The 15,573-nt window shown below is 34.9% G+C and carries 16 protein-coding genes and 1 tRNA gene; 10 read left to right on the top strand and 7 right to left on the bottom strand.

Features of this window, described 5'->3' with window-relative positions:
* Positions 1 to 41: 41 nt before the first annotated feature.
* From ABR397_RS14190 to ABR397_RS14160, 7 genes are all read right to left on the bottom strand, one after another.
* Complete coding sequence (locus tag ABR397_RS14190; protein WP_350306299.1) at positions 42 to 992, bottom strand: ornithine cyclodeaminase family protein; 951 nt, start codon at positions 990 to 992, stop codon at positions 42 to 44.
* A gap of 29 nt (positions 993 to 1,021) precedes the next feature.
* Positions 1,022 to 1,564 carry a carboxymuconolactone decarboxylase family protein gene (locus ABR397_RS14185; RefSeq protein ID WP_350306298.1) on the bottom strand — a complete coding sequence of 181 codons (543 nt, stop codon included), beginning with the start codon at positions 1,562 to 1,564 and terminating at the stop codon, positions 1,022 to 1,024.
* Positions 1,565 to 1,632: 68 nt separating this feature from the next.
* Positions 1,633 to 2,211, bottom strand: coding sequence for a prephenate decarboxylase (locus tag ABR397_RS14180; protein WP_350306297.1), 579 nt, complete (start codon positions 2,209 to 2,211; stop codon positions 1,633 to 1,635).
* A gap of 19 nt (positions 2,212 to 2,230) precedes the next feature.
* A complete protein-coding gene (locus ABR397_RS14175) occupies positions 2,231 to 3,178 on the bottom strand; it encodes a branched-chain amino acid transaminase (protein ID WP_350306296.1) in 948 nt (315 codons plus the stop codon).
* On the bottom strand, positions 3,175 to 4,575 hold the full coding sequence (locus ABR397_RS14170; protein WP_350306295.1) for a phenylacetate--CoA ligase family protein: 1,401 nt from the start codon (positions 4,573 to 4,575) through the stop codon (positions 3,175 to 3,177). Before ABR397_RS14170 ends, ABR397_RS14175 begins: the two co-directional genes overlap by 4 nt.
* A 6-nt stretch (positions 4,576 to 4,581) precedes the next feature.
* Positions 4,582 to 5,004, bottom strand: a complete 423-nt coding sequence (locus ABR397_RS14165; protein WP_021325278.1) for a DUF2000 domain-containing protein — start codon at positions 5,002 to 5,004, stop codon at positions 4,582 to 4,584.
* 1 nt (position 5,005) lies between these two features.
* Positions 5,006 to 5,359: a Dabb family protein gene (locus ABR397_RS14160; protein ID WP_350306294.1), complete on the bottom strand. Its 354-nt coding sequence runs from the start codon at positions 5,357 to 5,359 to the stop codon at positions 5,006 to 5,008.
* A 471-nt stretch (positions 5,360 to 5,830) separates the two neighbouring features.
* Here ABR397_RS14160 and ABR397_RS14155 point away from each other — a divergent pair.
* The 10 genes from ABR397_RS14155 (at position 5,831) to ABR397_RS14110 (ending at position 15,572) form a co-directional block, all read left to right on the top strand.
* Positions 5,831 to 5,906: transfer RNA gene (locus ABR397_RS14155), tRNA-Thr, on the top strand.
* A 1,236-nt stretch (positions 5,907 to 7,142) separates the two neighbouring features.
* Positions 7,143 to 7,562, top strand: a complete 420-nt coding sequence (locus tag ABR397_RS14150) for an antiterminator Q family protein (RefSeq protein ID WP_350306293.1) — start codon at positions 7,143 to 7,145, stop codon at positions 7,560 to 7,562.
* Between the two features lie 330 nt (positions 7,563 to 7,892).
* Positions 7,893 to 8,663 (top strand): SDR family oxidoreductase, encoded by a 771-nt coding sequence (locus ABR397_RS14145; RefSeq protein ID WP_350306292.1) that lies wholly within the window; start codon positions 7,893 to 7,895, stop codon positions 8,661 to 8,663.
* Position 8,664: 1 nt separating this feature from the next.
* The gene (locus ABR397_RS14140; protein WP_350306291.1) at positions 8,665 to 9,057 is read left to right on the top strand and encodes an acyl carrier protein; all 393 of its coding nucleotides are present in this window, start codon (positions 8,665 to 8,667) and stop codon (positions 9,055 to 9,057) included.
* A 3-nt stretch (positions 9,058 to 9,060) separates the two neighbouring features.
* Complete coding sequence (locus tag ABR397_RS14135) at positions 9,061 to 10,125, top strand: hypothetical protein (protein WP_350306290.1); 1,065 nt, start codon at positions 9,061 to 9,063, stop codon at positions 10,123 to 10,125.
* A 7-nt stretch (positions 10,126 to 10,132) separates the two neighbouring features.
* Positions 10,133 to 11,428: a beta-ketoacyl-[acyl-carrier-protein] synthase family protein gene (locus tag ABR397_RS14130; RefSeq protein ID WP_350306289.1), complete on the top strand. Its 1,296-nt coding sequence runs from the start codon at positions 10,133 to 10,135 to the stop codon at positions 11,426 to 11,428.
* Between the two features lies 1 nt (position 11,429).
* Positions 11,430 to 12,845, top strand: coding sequence for an AMP-binding protein (locus ABR397_RS14125; RefSeq protein ID WP_350306288.1), 1,416 nt, complete (start codon positions 11,430 to 11,432; stop codon positions 12,843 to 12,845).
* Positions 12,842 to 13,504 (top strand): hypothetical protein, encoded by a 663-nt coding sequence (locus ABR397_RS14120; protein WP_350306287.1) that lies wholly within the window; start codon positions 12,842 to 12,844, stop codon positions 13,502 to 13,504. Before ABR397_RS14125 ends, ABR397_RS14120 begins: the two co-directional genes overlap by 4 nt.
* Positions 13,505 to 13,723: 219 nt before the next feature.
* Entirely contained in the window at positions 13,724 to 14,389 is a 666-nt protein-coding gene (locus ABR397_RS14115) for a class I SAM-dependent methyltransferase (RefSeq protein ID WP_350306286.1), read from the top strand.
* A 1-nt stretch (position 14,390) separates the two neighbouring features.
* Positions 14,391 to 15,572, top strand: a complete 1,182-nt coding sequence (locus ABR397_RS14110) for an AMP-binding protein (RefSeq protein ID WP_350306285.1) — start codon at positions 14,391 to 14,393, stop codon at positions 15,570 to 15,572.
* Position 15,573 lies beyond the last annotated feature (1 nt).

Here is a 15,573-nt window from a genome sequence, read left to right as displayed (position 1 = left end):
ATGTCACTTGCGTATGCAAGTGACAGTTTTATCTGAAATAGTTAAGGCATTTTTGTTAGTTGTCGAATGACTTCCCGGGAAAATACCATATCCTGGACTGCCAAACCGACGGATTGGAATACAGTTACACCTTGCCCGGACAAACTGGCATGATATTGAGAAACGGTACCAATTTCTATCCCAATCGCTGATTCGCTGAGAATGCCTTTCTCCCGTGCTTTAATGACAGATTGCGAGGCAGCTAATACTGATTCGTTGGAATCAGTAAACAGGGTGGTATTGCTATACACATCTTCGTTCAGTTCCTGGAACCCCAATGCCGAAGCGCCAATGGCGTTGACATGGCATTTAGCCGGTAACTCTTTTCTACTGATTATAGGCTCTCGTGATGCTGTGGTTGTGCAAATAATGTCACTATTGAGCACCGCCTCAGCCGGAGAGGCTTTGATCGAAATAGCAAGATTGAGAGTTTTATCACACCATGTGGCAAACTCACGGCATCTTTCCTCACTGCGACCCCATAGCGTGACCTCCTTAATCGGACGAACGTATAGCATGGCTTGCAAATGTGCTCTGGCCTGTAGGCCAGTGCCAAGTATCGCCAACCGGCTGGCATCTTTTGCAGCGAGAAGATGGGTTGCATAAGCAGAAGCGGCTGCGGTACGAATTTCGGTGATAGCTCCGGCATCCACTACAGCCATACCTGAAACACCTGGCTCGTCGTAAACCAGCACACTGCCAACGTGTGAAGGCTTATTTCCATTACTTTGAAACCTCACTACCACCGACTTTAACCCAAATCCTTGATATGGCCCTTCCTTTATATAAATTGGCATAGTGCCCATTAAGCTGCCGTCTTCGCCTTTCACGATATTGCGTAAAGGTTGCTCTACTTTCCTTTCCGATTGCAATTTAAAGGCTATTTCACTTAGCTTAATACTAAGTTCTATCGTCAAATAACGTACAACGGCTTCTTTATCGACATAAAGCATATATGATGCCTTTCAATATCAGTGATCAGTTAGAGGTCGCCCAGCTTGAAATTATCATCAATTTCAGTTCCGGCAATACTATTGAGAATGGTAGACATATTCTTTTGAGAAACACCTAACACAACATCCAACATATTCTCTTTACTGAAACCACGGCTTAAGAACAGATCAATGGCACTTCTTTTCAATTGTCCCCGGCAGTAAATAACTTCTACAGTGAATTCACGCAGTGCTAATAATCGTGGGGAGAGATCATCGGTTTTTTCAATTAATGCTTTAACTGTTTTTTTATCCACACCATTATGAACGGCAATAAAAGCATGTGCCTGAACGGTATAATCACAATTATTTTCTATTCCAGTTGTAATCCACACTACCGCTTTTTCTTCTTCATTCAGTGAGCTATCAATAAATAGGTCATGTGCGCGTTGATAAGCGGCTAATAGTGAAGGAGATTCTGACATATAACCACTTTGGTTAGGTACCCAGCCAAAATCATCAATGGAACTCTGAAGTAATTTCTTGCTCTTTTCAGGTGTGGTAGTAATTGAGTGTAAAGTAAGTAAAGACATAATAACCTCCGTATATCGAAATTTTAAATAGATCTATATAGTTGCATATTTCAGAGCGATGTTGGCTCTTATGCAGACGTAAATACTGACCAAAGCATTTTAATTGGTCGAATATGAGAAATAAATTTTAGTTTGTGTAATTTTGCTGCCACTTCTGTCGTTAGTGCGGCATCTACCTCTGAATTGGCGACCGCTTTCGCGGCTGAACTGGTTGAATCTTTAAAAATAATATCTGCTATTTTCAGGTTATCAGGCAACAATTCTGGGATTAACGCCTTTGGTGCCGGATGGGTTGCAATGACGATGTTAGCTTTAGCCAATTCGTCACGAATAGCTATCCCATAATTCGGTGTGTAATTTAAAAATGCGGCTGACAAATTAAATCTATTGTCCATATAAAACTCACTAATGTTATAATAAGCATTGGCTACCACCAATGCCTGGCAGTTTTTCAAAATAATCTGACTGCTAGCTTCTTCGTAAGTATTACATAGAACAATCTGATAACTTTTGGCTATTTTATTCTCAATTGCAAACTCACCAAAACGGATAGCGGATTGCTCACTACTTGTACCTGACGGCCCTAAAGTCGCTATATTTAAAACATCAAATGCATCTTTGTCGAAACTAAAAAAAACACATTCCATGGTATCTCCTGGACTTACACTAATAAACCGGACTTAACCAATGTGAAAACTCACCGATTCTGCCTCTCACTATTTCTTGATAATCTTTAGTGATAATGTTGGCTATAGAATCTTCTTTTTGAATATAGGATATATTATCTATTTGCGAAACAATTGATATTTCAATGCCGGTACCTGTTAAGAAACAGGCATCTGCTTCATAGAGATCCTTTTGTTGAATTTCTGACTCAATACAGGAAATATTGTGGAATTTACAAATATCGAAAACAGATTGTCTGGTTATACCATTAAGAATGCCAGAGTCAAGCGATGGTGTAATAACACAATTATCTTTCACAATAAAAACATTGGAGGTACTTGCTTCTGCACACATGCCTTGTTCATTCAGCATAATCGCGTCATCAAATCCATGTTCTTTGGCATCTTCGTAAGCAAGTGCAGAATTAACATAGGTGCCGGTAATTTTTGCAGAAGAGGGAATTGCTGCATTTGATACACGTCGCCATTTTGAAATAAGACACTTAGACGCTGTTTTTTTAGCATAAGCGCCCATAGGTAACATATTAATACAGAGGGTTGAGTCTACACCACTTAACTTAACGCCAAATTTCTCACCAGGCATTAATGATTTTTTAAGCGCTAATGGTCTTATATAAATATCTTGTTTAAATCCGTTTTTAATAATAATATTTTTGGTAATATCGGTCAATTCATGACTAGTATAAGGTAATTCAATTTTCAGTGTTTTTGCCGATTGAATTAACCGCTCATAATGTTCATGTACTCTAAATAAATTGAGCTGGTTATTATCCTGATCCCAATAAGCGCGTATCCCTTCGAATATACCAGTGCCATAATTTAAAGCTTGGGTACTTGCAAGAAAGGTTGCGCTGCTAAAGTTGATATATTCTCCGTCCAGAAATACGATCCAATCTTTATGAACCGGACTAACGATATTGGTTGTCATTTAGCGGCCCTCTTTTTCATGATTTCTAAAGCTGAATTTCGCTCAATATTGTTGCTATCATCTCTCAGGTCATGGATCCGTGCGGCTTTCCAGCTGACCATTGCCGCTGTGCCAATCAACCCGCCGACATCGCCTACATGTACATTGACCTTCATATTGAACTTGGATTCCATTTTTTCTTTTATTTTACTAATGAGTGAAGCATCATGTAATTCATCACTTGGCTCTAATGTTATTCTCAGTTCATCTGTACCAGATATATTGTTGATTTCGATAAAGTATTCAAAACAATATTCAAGCTCTTCGAATACTGCGTTTTCAATATCAAAAGCGTACACATTGGCATTGTTCAACACTAATACATCTTTTACTCTGCCGATAGGCTCTATTTCCCAGCGATCTAAGCCAATTGCTTTGCATCGAACCATATCCCCGGTCCTATATCGAATCAGTGGCTTATTCCCTTTATATAAATGTGTAATTACTAATTCGCCGGCAACGTGGTTATCATCAACATTTAACTTTTGATGAGTAAAAGGACAAATCAGCTCATAGTAATTATTGAATGGAATAGTAATAAGCTTATTAGTATCATTACAAGCCGCTAAAATAGAGGTTTCTTGCGATGCATACATGCAGTTGTAAATTTTAGCTCCCCAGTTGCGGGATAAATTTCTTAATCTGTTTGGTGTAATAAGTTCGCCAAGCACTAAAATGATTTCGATACCTAATTTCTGTGGATTACATCCATTGTCCCGGCAATATTTTAGCAACTCAGCAGCGACCGCAGGGGTACAAACTAAAGCAGTTATTTTGAGATCTTGTATCAGCCTCAGCACTCTGTGCATACCGACAACAGGTGAACGAGGCCACATTTTGATGACGGTATGCCCTAAGCTGCGAAATACATCTTCAAATGTATCGCCGGTGGAGTGCAATTCTGTTGGACCCATAACGCCAATAATATGTTGTTTACCTTCCTGATTAAAAATAGACTCATATTGCAGTGTCAGAAAACTATTATTCACCAAAGAATCTATTTCATTACGGGGACAAGGTGTTGAAGGCCCGGTGGTACCTGTTGTTTCATAATATATCCAGGCGTTACTCAGGCTATCAGAAGATATTGTGTTCCCTGCTTTACTTAAATCTGACTTTGTTGTAAAGGGAAGTTTTTCAATGAGTGAAGATAGGTTATCATCATTCGAATTTATTGCATTCAGACGCTCATTATAGAAAGATGATCCATCTTTTACATAATTGATGATTTCTTTCAATTTTTTATATTGTATTTCTTCCAGTGCAGATATATCTATCTTGCCAGACATATATTGTTTTAATTCAGTCAGGTATTTCAGCCCTGACTCATGAAGATCGCTTCTAAAAATAGAATACATAATGTGTTACCTGTAAAGTGGTAAGTTGCCAGTGAGTTTATTGATATCTTTCTTTGGTCCAACTATGCCAATTCCAGATAACTTTAATTCATCCGAATGTTCAGCAGATAATTTCCCTTCGTATTCCTCATATGTTCTGCATGATTGAGCCAGGCAGGAAAAAGGGCTCAACTTAAAATTATCGTCAGACTTTAATTTATGATGAATAGCATCCAGGACATCATGGCTTGCTTTCAAAATAGGCAGAGGCGTTTTAACAACACCGGGATAACAAATGCTGTCTTTACTAAAAACATCGTGCCCGACGATTCCGTTAATAGTTTTACCGATTGAAACACTAATGACACTTAAGGCATTCATTGCCAAACCGAGTGGTAGGCTATCCGCAATAACGACTACGCTTTTATGCAGACTTTCGTCAAACTCCATACTACTTTCCTATTAACTGAGTAAAATTGATAAATTTATTTTTGTCGATAATAATATCCGAAACGGTCCATGTACTGATTTCTTTCCATAGCACCACGCCTTTTACATGATCCGGATGATTTATATATATATTCAGGTCTTCATAGCTTTCAAAGTAACCAATTAAACTAAAATCAACTGATTGCTTTCTATCTACCGTACTGCGACCACAAAACCATCCTTTAATTTCACTTATCTCATTTATATGATTTAAAGTCACTTTCTCTGCTAATATAGCCTTTTCACTATCCCAGCTTATTCCATCCTTGAAGGTAAAAAAAACTTGATGTGCAATTAAGTTATTTTTGCCCGGCATAATTTACCTCATAATTAATAATTTGAGTTATAATAACATGTAGAAATGATCTAATTTATACCTAATCCTAGCGCATACCTGATTTAGTTTTTTTGATTTGCGTCTAATTTAAATATCATATTGAATTTATAGTAGTCAACTATTTCCGGATGGTAATAAATTAAAGCTAAGTGGAAAAATTGCTGTCAGACAATAAGGCTGCTTTATGACCAGCAGCTCTCTTCTGATAGGTGACAAATTGTAATAAAGCATTTCTTTGTTATTTTTGATTTGTCAGAAGTGATGCATTTTTGATACTGAGGATATGCGGCAGTAGCCTTGCCAGGGTGCCTTGAGATAGTTGTATGTTGTTGAATAGGCCACTAATAATAGGGTTTTGGCGGTGTTTTTACATAATTTATTATTTATGCTTGATTATTTGCATCAGATTGTCATATACTGCGCTCGCTTTCAGGGGCTACTCTGAAATACGCCGGCTTAGCTCAGTTGGTAGAGCAACTGACTTGTAATCAGTAGGTCACCAGTTCGACTCCGGTAGCCGGCACCAAATCAAATGAGAAGCCGCCATCTTTATAGAAGATGGCGGCTTTTTTTATACCTGTCGTTCAGAAATACTGTTTATATATCCAGAAGAATTCGCTGTTTTTCGTTACAATTTCTTATTAAAACGAATATTAAATTTAAGGTATAGATACCTGCATAAAATTAACAGTTCATCAGATTGAAACAGATAAACCCGAAATAAAATAAATACAAACTTTCAGGTGATACGGGTTTATTTATGCTTGTCAAAGTTAACAGAGAAAAATATTAGTGTTTGTGATGTCAGTCTTTCAGACGTAAGAAAATGTTTGCTATGGCGTGTATTTATCTATTAGTCTGATGAGCGTCGGGGAAAAGAGAGATGAGACATGGCAGAGATAGTGGAAGATATTGATATAGTAAAAACGTATTAGATAAAAATAGCTTTAGACTAGAAAAATATTTTCTGCAAACTATCTATTGAATAGTATGAGTTGAAAAACTCGTTGGTCAAAGAAGGATATATCTGACGGCGTTAAAACTTTTCGCATGGATATTTACCCGATAATTGGTAATTTTCTGTTGGCAACATTAGCTCTATTTATGCTTTAAATACTTTGTTTAATTTATCTAAGATATTTGAAACACTGTTGGTTAAATCCCGTATTTACGCTGGTTTGTTGTTTATTACCATACCAATGGTATGGTTTCTGTATCCTTGCTTTCGGTGTGAAAACCCGCATTTCACGACCGATTTTAAAGCCGATCCAGAATGTTTTTTACGCTCTAATATCTATGAGATAGAAAATATGTGCTATTTTTTATTTAATGTATTTTTTTATCTTATAATAAGAGAGGCTGGTATGTTGTTTGAAAACTTTCGAGAATCAATAAAGAGAGTTTGTGTTTTTTTAGGTTCTGATTGTTTTCAAAGAAGGTATATTAGAGGGTTAAAAGAAGCTTATAAAGTTAAATAAGGAATGTTTAGATGAGGAAGAGAAACACCTTGTAGCCATCTGGTTTAACAACGATGTTATGAGTTTACCTCTAAAATTAAGCCTGATTAGAATAGAGGATGTTTAGTGTTTTCATTTAATAGATTCAGTAAGAAGATGTATTTAAACGATGTAGTTAAGCAACAAAGAAACACAGAAATAGAGAATGAGAAATTTGTTATAATACCGAATGCATGGATGCATGAGACCATACCGAAAATAATTTTTACTACTATTTGTTACTAAAAGTTAAAAGGTCAAAATGTATGCGCAATATTCAACAAGTTTTAGAGCGTTGGGGCGGTTGGGTTGATGATGCCACAGGTGTCAATTGGCCGCCAATCGCTGCTGGATTTAAAGGTCTGATTACGTCAACTCGTCCATTGCGTCCTTCCTGCTGTGATAACGACGGCTTGATAATTGATTCTTGTATAGCAAAGCTACAGACGGTAGATAAGTCTGAAGAAATTGAAGTTTTATTTATGTACTATTCTTTAGGGCTTTCCAAACGGTGCATAGCGCGTTTACTTGAAGTATCGGATATTGAAGTGCGTTCCCGGTTACAAAAGGGAGAAAGTTTTGTACAGGGATGTCTGGCTATGCTCGATATTAAGTTAGAAATGGATGATGAAATCCGAGAGCACAAAAAGCTTACGCGTACGCAAAAAGCTATGGTAGTGTACTAATCAGTTAAAGTTGCGAATAAGCGCTAAAGCTAATAAGCCCCGATATTCTTATCGGGGCTTATTTCATTCGGTTTTTGCAGCATCTGCTATTACGTACCGATAGAAGTGAAAATTTAAATAATAATTGTAGAGGTCGCATTTTGTGGTTCTGTCGCATTAGCGGAACTTGCCTGATGTTCCGCTAATGCGACAGAACCAGCTAAAGTAATTACTCATAAAAATTATAACATAAAAATCAATCAATGTAATTGATAAGGAAAAATGTAACTGATTATGGGAAATAACGTTCCGATAAAATAAATGACGATTCTATTTTGATGGGATTTTATTATGAAATTAATTGTTGATAGTGAATTGAAATTAAGAAATAAACGTTCGGCACTAATTTTGGCTGGTACTTCAGAAATAGGAGAGGCGGTAATTAATGATCTAATTAAGCAAGATTATGATATTATATTTACTTGGTGGAAAGGAGATGAAAAAGTAAAAAATATAGAAGAAAAATATGGTGCTCGCGTAAAATCAGTACAACTTAATTTAATGAACGAAGAACGAGTCATTGAATTCTGTCAACTTATTGAGAGCGAAAAAATTAATGTAACAATTTATTGTGCAGGGATTAACCCAGCTAAACTGTGTGATGATTTAGATCCAGATACTATAAAAAACATCACCTGGATAAATTTTATTTCTGCTACACTTATTTTTAATGTCATTGCTAAAAACATGAAATTATACAAAGAATCAGAAGCAAAATTTATTTATATTAGTTCCGTGGCTGCTCACAAGATAAACATTGGTAATAGTGTTTATGGAGCAACAAAAATGGCTATGGAGCGATATATGTCTAATATAGCATTAGAGTTTGCAAGATTTAACATACGAACTTTATGCCTTAGCCCCGGTTATATAAAAACACATATGTTAAAAGAATATTGTGATAAAAAAGGTATCACTTTACGTGACATTGAAAAAAACATCCCCACTCGTCAACTACTTTTACCACAAGACATTGTTAATACTATAAACTCTTTTATTAATAACCAAATAACTACTACAGGTATCACGTTAACATTAGGAAACGGTGAGAGGTTAATCTAATATGTATATTTCTGTGATAGAAAAAATATTCAAAGACGTTATGTACATTAGTGAAGATACAAAAATAGATGTAAATAAGTCATTGTTCTTAGATTATGATATGACATCTATCGATTTTATTGATTTTTCTTTTGAGTTGAAGAAAAATCTTAATATTGATATTACCCCTGATACCTTATGGCCTATAAATAAAATGGCTACACTGGAAGAAAACTATTCATTTAAAGATAAAAAATGGACATCCGAAGGGATTTCCCATCTAAACAGACAACTAAAATTTTCCGATAAATCTGTAATTAATGATTTTGAAGTAGAGTTTAAAGAATTATACAAATACTTCACTATTTATTATATAAATAAAAAATTAGTTCATTCTCTACAAAACTCGGAATAAAATATGAGAAGATCATATATTAAAAATTATGGTGTTTATCATCAGTATGCTAAAAGTAGTGCAGATTTACTTTCATTAATGATCTACAAATCTAAAACGGCTAGAAATTTTCCATTAGTAAATATTTATTCTGAATCTAAAATTTCTATCAGTGATCTTACATTGATTAAACGAGAAGATCGGGCTGTATTAAATACTATATCTAAATTATCAATCAATGCATTAGCTGATCTGGGAAAAAAAACCAATCTTAAATTTTTATCAAAAGCAAGACTTTATTCAGCTTGTGATAGTGAAGAACATAATTTGAATACGTTGAAAGAGGTTGTTCATAAGGGAGCTGATGATTTTTGGAAAAATCTATCTTATTTTAATAAGTTAGATAACCCATTGGAAATGCTTCGCTTATTGCCGACTAACCCTCTTTATCATATTTCCAAGATACTCTCTAACCATGAAGAGGGAATTCCTTTGCGTTCTGCATCATTAAGTGGCATGAGTGCTTTAAAAATGGCCAAAGAAGACATTATTCATAATGATGTTAAGCAAGGAGCATTAATTATAAATAGCGCAAATATGTTAAGTTCTGATATCTTAACCGTATTTGGTAAATTTGGTGAAATTCGTGAAAATGCGTCAATGAACTCAGGTATTATTCCTAGCTGGGGTAGTGTTATTCTCCATTTGGATCATGATCCGCATGAAGCACTAGCTGAAATAATTTCCATTATTATTCATTATGCCCCGAAAGTAAAATACACACATGAAGATTGGAAAAATATTTTTGTCGAACAAAAAAAGAAATACGGTACTCCAGATATAATAATCAGTTATGATAATGGGATTTTAGAACAAAAAGAAGCTGAATATAATTCAATAGAAAAGATATTTCCAGATGCAAAAATTATGAATTACAAATTAATTACAGGTTATACCGGTAGGCTAAACAATATCCTTGATATTCTATGTTGCCTGAATGACCCGGAAATTCCTAATGGTTGCAGATTATTGTTAAATGGCACAGGAATAAATTACGGTTTGGGATGTGTTTTTTTAACTAAAAAGTGACGTGAAAATGGATAAAAATCTACCTTACGACCCGTTGTGTATTAGTTTATATAGTGCAATCACTCCACTCGGTAATAAATTGGAAGATATATATTTTAATTTGAAAAATAATATCAGTGGAGTTAAGCCTATTAAAAAATTTGACCATCACTCTCTGAGTTCATCTTATGCTGGCATACCCGATGAAGGGAATGAATTACTTCAGTGGCCAAAGAAAAAACATTTCCGTAATGGTGAGCTTTTCTATGCAGAAAAAGCAGCTATTGAACTTTCCCGTCAGATAAGGTTAACGGATTATTATTCATCCAATGAAATAGGTTGTATAATTGGCACAGATGAACCTGCTATGGATATAGAGCAGTGTATTGAATTTACTAAAAAACTACCATTGAATGCCACTAGAGAAAATCGTATCAAAGCATCAATTGAACATTTTAAGGTCAGAGAATTATTCGACCTAGACTGCGGTGCCATTCTTAAATCTATTCATAATATTATTCCGTACACTGGCACCAGTTTTGCTCATCTTGGACTTTGTTCAGCCTCAACGCAAAGTATCGGATTGGCTATGCGTGCTATCCAGAGAGGCCAGATAAAGGCGGCTATCACAGGAGGGGTTTCTGCTAAGGTTACCCCATTAAATGTGGCACGCTTAGAAGGGATGGGGGTCATTACGACTGATAATCGTTATACGGGTTCACAACTATCACGTCCCTTTGATCGCAATCGTAGTGGCTTTGTATTAGCAGAAGGTGCAGTTTTATTTGTTATTGAAAAAGAATCAGCCGTTCGAGCACGCCAAGGAATACCACTGGTGTGGTTACTGGGATATGGCAGTTCCTTGTGCGCTGAAAATATAGTGGCACCACACCATGATGAACTAGAAATGAGGCTTTCGATGGAAAGGGCACTGAAAGATGCGAAGATTGCTAAGAGTCATATCGATTTTGTTAGTGCTCATGGTACATCAACGGTACAAAATGATCTTCATGAATCCCGGGCTATTTCCAGAGTATTTGGTGAATATCAACCGGCAATTATTGCAACCAAATCAAATCATGGTCATCTGATCGCGACAGCTGGTGCTATGGAAATACTTACAGTTATTGTGGCATTTCAGCATAATTTCCTACCCGGTATTTTAAACCTTGATGAACCAGATCCCCAATTGCCGGAACATATCTCGCTAGTTAGACAACATACTTATATGCCTTTGCATTATGCGATAAAAAATTCATTTGGTATGGGTGGTAGTGCAGCCAGCTTAGTACTCGGCAATCCTAACATTATTGAGAATAATTGATATGTTAACTATCGTATCTTTATTACAGAACAATTGGCGCGTTAAAGTTAAAAATCAAAGTTATAATGGTACCGATTTTACGGCAATGGTTCAAAGTGGTATCACACAGATCCTCACTCACTCTGCTCATTATAAGACTAATCGAAAAGCGCTATTCGTTTTTCTAATCAGAAATAATTTAGAAGGAATGCTCTATTATTTTCTTGCTTCTGCACTTAAACTAAAAGCGATGATTGTGAATATTCGTGATATCACCACAGTCCAAATGTTGGTAAAAGAGGATAATATTGCTGCTTACGTGATGAATCTAGCATGTCAAGCAAGAATCCCTATAAATAAGAAGATTGTCCTTACTTCTCATTGTGCTGGTTCAAATTATATCAGATCTACAGACGATTTTACTCCGTTTCCATATGCCTATTTTTATTTTATGACTTCTGGGACAACCGGTAAGCCCAAGCTGATGCAATACAAGGAAATTAGACTTACCGCGAATGCTGAAAAAGTCCGGTGTTATCTGAAGATAACTTCTGACAATAATACCCTGTGTATTTTCCCTGTACAGTATATGTATGGGCTATCTACTATGTTAAGCACGCTAATTTCAGAAGGAGGATTAATATTCGAACACTATCGATTAAACAGTATTAATGAAATAATTCATTTTTATTCTATCAATACCCTGCCCTTGATTGGTGATTTTATGCTTCCACTAAGTAAAGTACTAACTGAAAGCCGTACACGGTTAGCAACCATTCTAAATGCATCAGATTGTTTACTCACCTTTCAAGCGACACAAATAATGAATTGTTGTGATGTATTATGGAACAATTTTGGTCAGACTGAATCTGGCCCTCGTTTATTTTGCCATAAATTTGAAACAACTAGCGATATCGAAAAAAGAAGCCGTAATAGCGTGGTGGCTCCAGGTTTTGTTATATCTGACAAAATTCAAATTCAATTGAAAAAAAATACTGATTTTACAACTGGCTTTAGTCAAATGCACTATCAAACACCATATTCTGCCGATGGATATGTCGATAGTAACCTGACTCTCTTACATAGTGATGGCTGGTTTAACTCTGGTGATCTCTTCGAAAAAGATAGTGACGATTGTTATTATTGGATTTCACGTACTGTGAACGAGTTTAAAATTAATGGAAAATTTTTCCCTGAAAAAGAAATATCTAATCAAATTATGCAGGAACTGGGTTATGTCCGTCATTACTTTAGCAAAAACTCTGAAGGTTTCATTGAGATAAATATTGAATCAACTGTAGGAAAAGAAACGGTGAGTAATATAAAAAATTTGCTATTACAGTCTTGGTACCGTTACGACTTTATAGTAAATACTATCCCCCTTATTCCTACAACTAATACAGGTAAAATAAAATTCATATCATCGGGGGTAAAATGATAAGGATTTTTATTAATTTAAAATCAAATCTGTTTCTTTGCTTATTTTCATATACTGAAAATACTTTACTAAATGAAAAAAAACATCACTCTATAAAGTTACCTTCTTTTATGAGCCAAGCCAGTAATGCTATACGCCAACGAGAATTTGCTAAGCAATATAGCTTGATCTTATTAAAAAAACTTTTTAGTACTGATTATGCTTCTGTTAATAGCTATTGCAGTGTCAGTCATGGTAAGCAGCTTACCGCACTGCTCTTAAGTCATATACCGGAAGTTTGCTATATTGGTGTTGATATTGAGTATCTTTATTATCATAGAAAAGTACGCCATTTTATGATTGATTATCTACGAAAATATGAGAGTTATTTAGACCAAAATACAGATAAAATTTACTTATCAACAGTTGTTTTTTGCTGTATGGAGAGTATCTATAAAGCATTATTTTCTTTTCAGCCATTTACCTTTAATATTGATGATTATGTGCTGGAAAAATTAGATGATCAACTGTGCACGTTTATTTATGTTGGGAATGAAATTAAGTTTAAAATTCCAAAAATACACTGTACTTATTACGAAATTGATGGTTCAATAATTGCGGTTACGTTAATGAATGACTCTCTTGTTTCTGTCTTAGATGATAGTAATTCGTTAGTGTAACAATAGTATCTACATAAGCCCCTTAATGTTTTTGAAAAATTATTTATTTTAATATATTGAAATATAAAAGTATTTAAATTAAAAATAAATTAAATATGCATCATGTGGTAAGTCATTTTTATAGGTAAAACCTAATTTCAATCACATAGACAATCATCATAATAATTCATTAGATTAGGTGATTTTATTTTCTATTCATACACTATAAGGACATGAATAATGAAAGATTTATTTGTTGATTTAACTCCTGAGCAATACGAAAATTTTGCAATTGTAGGAACTTCAATATGGAACTCCTATCTTAGAAAACGCCTTCTTGAAGAGATGGCAACTATCACCTCAGAAAAAAGTAGTTTATTGGATGTGGGCATGGGGACAGGCCATATGCTTTTTAATTTATTAGATGCTCCAGAACTTAACCATTACCACTTAAACGGAATTGATCTTGATTTACGTATGGTTACTTTTTGCAGGGAAAAAATAAAAAAACACGCAGTACAATCGAAAATAACCGTGTATGAAGGTAGTGCCAGTGCATTACCATTTAATGAGCAGATATTCTCATTAATTTATGGAAGGTCAATTATTCATCATTGGTCAGAACCCCAAAAAGGTTTACAGGAAATATGTCGTGTATTGGATAAAGGTGGGATTGCCATTATTCATGAACCATTGGCTGATGCAGATGAAAAATCCATTAAGTTATTTAACGAAGAACGAGAAAAATGTGGTGTTCCCAATATGAGTATCGATGAGAAATATACGTTAGAACAAATTCAGTCACTACTATCCTCATGCCAGATGAAAAATATTGAATGCCATGTGAAAAAAGGAACCGGGATAGGCGCTTTAGGTTGTGAAATTCTTATAAAAAAGAAGGTGTAATATGAAAATTTATGACAATTCACAACTATTCCTGAGTGAACGGGAACGTCTGGCAACAATAACACAACGCTATTTTTCTGATTATCAAGAATTTTGCAGTATAGTGCCTGTAAACAAGCAAATACTTTTACCTGTGAATACACCGATAGAAGCGGCTTCTTTTCCTGCCTTGATAGGTACAACCAGCGGAACCACAGGAACAATGAAAGCTGTACGGACTACTTTCAAAGTGAGCAAAAATTCAGCTTCCAATAGTGAACATAATCTTATTGACAGGCTAAAAAAACACCAGGTTTTTACTTGCCAGGACGTAGTAGGTAATCTGTTTACGATTAATTTGTTCTCATCATTACACTACTCTGCCTGTGAAATAGCAAAATACTGTCATGCCAGCGTAATTCCAATTGGAGATATTAGACTCTTAGATAAAAAACATTTTTATTTTCTCGTAGAAATTGGTCTTTCTGTATTATTTGGTGTGCCTGCCTCAATTATTCAATTTATTGAGGCAATGAAATATTTTGATATTTCATTATCAATAAAAAAGATAGTTTTCACTGGTGAATCTCTTCGAAAAGATCAGGAAAAGTATATTCTTGATATATTAGGGAATGATTTAAAAATTATTGGATTGTATGGGTTGTCTGAGTGTGGTTTTCTGGGGCTTTCTACTGAGAATCATGATCAATATATTCTCTTTAAAGAGGACTTCTTTTTTGAATATGATAATAAGTTTGGGTTATTAGTTACTTCATTGGATCACACAGCGTCATATCGTTTGATCCGATACGCTACTGGTGATAATGCAAAAATCAGTTATAGAAATGAGAATCTGCTCTTAACTGATATCAGACGTAATATAGATGAATTTAATTTTATGGGGAATGTTGTCAATTGTAAAAAAATAACACACCTTATTGTCAATAAATTACCCGATGCTAAAATACAAATTGAATTATCTTCTGATAATAAGAGTAAAGAATGTCTCATGATAAGAGTTTTGTCTAAAGAAAATGATAAAATTGATTTAGATAGCTTAGAAGAAGAAATACGAAATATACCAGAGTTATCTGAAGCTTATAGTAGAAAGCGAGGAAATGTCTGCTTAATTAAAGCAGAATATAACGACTTTTCTCTATCTCCACGAGGAAAGCATTTGTTAATCATAGATAATCGGAGTTAAA

Origin of the sequence: Photorhabdus viridis, from assembly GCF_040256935.1 — a bacterium.
Classification (GTDB): domain Bacteria; phylum Pseudomonadota; class Gammaproteobacteria; order Enterobacterales; family Enterobacteriaceae; genus Photorhabdus; species Photorhabdus viridis.
The sequence above is the reverse complement of the archived record's forward strand: the minus strand, read 5'-3'. Positions and strand labels throughout refer to the sequence as shown.